Genomic DNA, 4,397 nt, shown 5'->3' on the forward strand with positions numbered 1-4,397 from the left:
CGTCCATGTTGACGTTGGCGCGCAGCAACTCCCAGGCCTTCTCGGCGTCCCAGGTGCCGCCGCCCCACCGCTGCGGCGCGGGCTTGCCGAGATGGACGCCGATGTCGAGCACCACCCGGGTGGCCCGCATCCGCTGACCGTCGAGCAGGCCCAGCTTGTCGCCGAGGTCGTCCATGTAGCCGAACTCCTCCATCAGCCGTTCGGCGTACAGCGCCCAGCCCTCGCCGTGGCCGGAGACCCAGCAGACCAGCCGTCGCCACATGTTGAGTTCGGCGCGGTTGTAGACGGCCTGGCCCAGCTGCAGATGATGCCCCGGCACACCCTCGTGGTAGACGGTCGTCTTCTCGCGCCAGGTGTTGAACTCCTCGACGCCCGGCGGCACCGACCACCACATCCGACCGGGCCGGGAGAAGTCGTCCGACGGCGCGGTGTAGTAGATGCCGCCGTTCTGGGTCGGCGCGATCATGCACTCGATGCGCTGCACCTGGTCGGGAATGTCGAAATGCACCCCGTTCAGCTGCCGAATCGCCGCGTCGGCGGTGGACTGCATCCACTCCCGCAGCGCGGCGGTGCCGACCAGCTTCCGCTCGGGGTCGGCGTCCAGTTCCCGGACGGCGTCGTCGATGACGGCGCCGTTCCCGGCGATCGCCTCGATCACGGCGTCCTGCTCGGCGGCGACGCGGTCCAACTCGTCCAGGCCCCACTCGTAGGTTTCGTCGAGGTCGACCTCGGCGCCGAGGAAGACCCGCGACCACAGCCGGTAGCGGTCCCGTCCAGCGGCATCGGCGGACGGGGCGTCCGGCTCGAGTTCGCGCAGGAACTGCTGCAGCGTGCCGTACGCCTCGGCGGCTGCCGCACCGGCCCGCTCCAGTTCGGCGCTCAACGCCGCCGACTGCCCGGCTTCGCGATGGAAGCCGGTGAAGAACGAGTTCGCCGTGTCGGCGAGTTCACCGGCCTGCTTGATTCCCTCCCGGACCTGCAACGCGGGCGCCACCGAGCCACGCCGGACGCCCTCGCGCAGGCAGGCCAGGTAGCCGTCGACCGCGCGGGGCACGCCGCCGAGCCGGGAGGCGATGTTCGACCAATGCTCCTCGGTCTCGGTCGGCATCAGGTCGAACACGTCGCGCAAACCCTGCAGCGGGGAGGCGATGTTGTTCAGATCGCGGAAGTGCTCGCCGGCCTCGTGCAGCTCATGGGTCAACCCGAGCCGCTCCTTCATGGCGGCGACCGTCACCCGGTCGACGGCGTCGCGGGGGGCCACGGCGTCCAGCTTGCGCAAAGTGTCGCGGATCAGGGCGTCGCGCGCCTCATGGAAGGCAGGGTCGGTCTCACTCATCCGGTGGTCGTAGCCGGACAACCCGATCTCGGTGGCGAAGATCGGATCGAGGTCGGCGGCGGCCAGCGTGTAGGCGTCGGCGAGGGCATCCACCTCGCTGGGTTCACGGGTGCTCACCCCACGGACCCTACCCGCGGAGGCCGCCGACGCCCACAGCCGGCACGTCTACACTGCTCCGCTTGATGACGAATACCGCTTCGCGACGTCCGTTGCGACAAGACATCCAAGGACTGCGCTTCGTCGCCGTCCTACTGGTCGTCGTCTATCACGTGTGGCTCGACCGGGTGTCGGGAGGCGTGGACATCTTCCTGGTGTTGTCGGCCTTCTTCCTGACCTCATCGTTCGCGCGCAAACTGGACGACGGACGTCCGCTCGCCCTGGCCGGCTACTGGACGCGCACCTTCGCCCGGATCGTGCCGCTCGCCACGCTCACCATTCTGGCCGTCGTCGCCACCGCGCAATGGCTGATGCCGATCGCCGTCTGGCCCGACATCCAGCAGCAGGCGATCGCCAGCGCCCTCTACATGCAGAACTGGTGGCTGGCTGCGAACGACGTGAATTACTACGGTGGGGCGCCGATTCCACTGCAGCATTTCTGGTCGTTGTCGATCCAGGGCACGGTGTTCCTGGCTTGGCCACTGATCTTCGCCGTCGTCGCGCTGGTCGTTCGATGGCGTCCGGACGTCCCGGTCCGGCGGTTGCTGGCCGGTGCGTTCGGCCTCATCTTCGTGGCCTCGCTGGCCTGGTCGGTGTGGATCACGGCGGTGGACCAGACCTTCGCCTACTTCGACACCCGCGCCCGGCTGTGGGAGTTCGCCTTCGGCTCGCTGCTCGCCCTGGTGGCCACCGGCGGACGGTCGTTGGGCCGTCCGGGCTCGACCTGGCGCACCGCGGCCGGCTGGCTGGGGCTGGCCACCATCCTGCTGGTCGGCGTCGTGGTGAACGTGCGCAACGCCTTCCCCGGCTGGATCGCGCTGATTCCGCTGACTGCGGCGGCGACCATCGTGCTGGTCGGCGACGACCCGGGTCGGTGGAGCGTCGGACGGCTGCTCGGCCACCGCTGGATCGCCGGATTGGGCAACGCCTCGTACGCGCTGTACCTGGTGCATTGGCCGATCCTGATCGTCTACGTGGTCACGCTGGACGCCGATCGGCCCAGCCTGCTCGCCGGGGGTGTGATCATCGTGGGTTCGGTGCTGCTGGCCATCGCGCTGCACCGATGGGTGGAGCTGCCGCTGCGTAACCGGACGTCGCATTGGGGCCCGTGGCGCGACGGCCTGTTGGTGGTGGTCGCGATCGCGCTGGTGCTGGGTGCGGTGACCGGGTGGCGTCAACTGCTCACCTACCAAGCCGAGCGGGACCGAGCCGAACAGCAGGCCCAGGCTGAGCAGGCGCGGCTTCATGCGATCGCCGAGCACCCGGGCGCGCGGGTACTCGACCCCGCGTTCCGGTCGCAGTCACAACCCACCGAGCCGCCGATCCCGACGATCGCCGACATCCCCTACCAGTGGGGTCTGGCCGGGCCGGCCTGCCCGACCTCCTGGCGGCTGCCGACCAAGGCGCAGCAGCAGTGTCAGGTGTTGACCGATCCGGGCCTGGACGACGCCGGTGCGGGTGGTGCCGGGGCGGCTTCGGCATCCGCACTGCCGTTGCAGGCGGCCGAGGGCGTCACCCGGGTGCTGTTGGTCGGCAATTCGCATATGCAGCATTGGTCGACGGCCATTCGCGAAATCGGCCGCCAGGAGGGCTGGCAGGTTCTGCTGATCTACGAGCAGAACTGTTACCTTGCGCCGGCCGGGGATCCGATCAACGAGGTCGAGAAATGTGCGGATTTCTGGCCGGACGTCCTCGATTCGATTGAGCCGCTCGATCCTGATCTGGTGATCACCGTCGCGACGAAATCGGAGGACGACGGCGAGACCACACTGACCAGCGGGCTGGAGCTGCTCGAGGAACATGTGAAGCCCGAACGCACGGTGATCGCCATGCGCGATACGCCTCGCTTCGAGGTGGGGTTGACTCAGTGCGAGGCGAACCGGCAGCCCGATGACCCGCCCTGCGAGTCGGGGCATCCGATTCTGGACACCCCCAATCCGCTGATTCCGCTGGTCAAAAGCGTGAAGGGCCTGAACACCATGGAGCTGTCCGATCTCGTCTGTCCCGAGCGGCTCTGTGTGTCCACGATTGGGAATGTGAGAGTGTGGATGGACCAGCACCATCTGACGCGAGATTACGTTGAGACCACGACAGACCTCGTCCGGGCGAGGCTGATGCAGGCGATTGAGAGGGCGTGACGATGGAGATCTGGGCACACCGCGGAGCAAGCGCGCGGCAGCCGGAGAACACGATCGCCGCCTTCACGGCGGCGATGGAGGCAGGTGCGGACGGCGTCGAACTCGATGTGCAGCTGACCTCCGACGGTGTGCCGGTGGTGATCCACGACGAGACGGTCGACCGCACCCATGACGGCACCGGCGGGGTGTCGGGGTTCACGCTGGCACAGCTGCAGAAGCTGCGGTCGCTGCTCAAGCCCAAGGGCGATCCGATGGCTACCCGTATTCCCAGCCTCGTCGAAGTACTCGACCTGCTGGCGTCCGGTGGTCAGCAGATCAACATCGAGTTGAAGAACAGCGTCAAGCCCTACAAGGGCCTGGAGAAGAAGGTGCTCGACCTGGTGGCCGAACGGAAGCTCGGTGACCGCGTGGTGCTCTCGTCGTTCAACCACTATTCGCTGCAACGGCTGCGGGAACGCGGCTGGACGGGGGAGTTGGCCGCCGTGCACGACGGGATGCTGCGCGAACCCTGGCGGTATTTCCGCGAACTGGACGTCCAGGCGGTGCATCCGCCGCGGCACGTGCTGATGGTGCCCGGATTCGTCACCCGCGCCCACCGCGCCGGCTTCAAGGTGCGGGTCTGGACGGTCAACAAGACCACCCACCGGCAGCGTTGCGAACGACTCGGTGTCGACGGCATCTTCACCGACCTGGTCAAGGCGCGGCCCGACTGGTGACTCGGCGGGGGGTCGAGATCTGACCACCGTTGGTCGAGCTTGTCGAGACCC

3 protein-coding genes are annotated in these 4,397 nt (G+C 67.9%); 2 read left to right on the forward strand and 1 reads right to left on the reverse strand.

The features are described from left to right. The coding region (locus Q0066_RS00190; protein WP_298128829.1) for a DUF885 domain-containing protein at positions 1–1,453 on the reverse strand (1,453 nt) is incomplete at its 3' end. A 65-nt stretch (positions 1,454–1,518) separates the two neighbouring features. On the opposite strand from Q0066_RS00190, the gene Q0066_RS00195 reads away from it, so the two are divergent. After that, positions 1,519–3,630, forward strand: a complete 2,112-nt coding sequence (locus Q0066_RS00195) for an acyltransferase family protein (protein WP_298128831.1) — start codon at positions 1,519–1,521, stop codon at positions 3,628–3,630. A gap of 2 nt (positions 3,631–3,632) precedes the next feature. Beyond that, positions 3,633–4,346, forward strand: coding sequence for a glycerophosphodiester phosphodiesterase (locus Q0066_RS00200; protein ID WP_298128834.1), 714 nt, complete (start codon positions 3,633–3,635; stop codon positions 4,344–4,346). The last annotated feature ends 51 nt before the right edge of the window (positions 4,347–4,397 follow it).

This window comes from Micropruina sp. (genome assembly GCF_027492755.1).
In the GTDB taxonomy this organism is placed as follows: domain Bacteria; phylum Actinomycetota; class Actinomycetes; order Propionibacteriales; family Propionibacteriaceae; genus Micropruina.

Coding starts and splice junctions, on each gene's coding strand:
- Q0066_RS00195 (WP_298128831.1), top strand. CDS start 1,519: ATGACGAATACCGCTTCGCGACGTCCGTTGCGACAAGACATCCAAGGA.
- Q0066_RS00200 (WP_298128834.1), top strand. CDS start 3,633: ATGGAGATCTGGGCACACCGCGGAGCAAGCGCGCGGCAGCCGGAGAAC.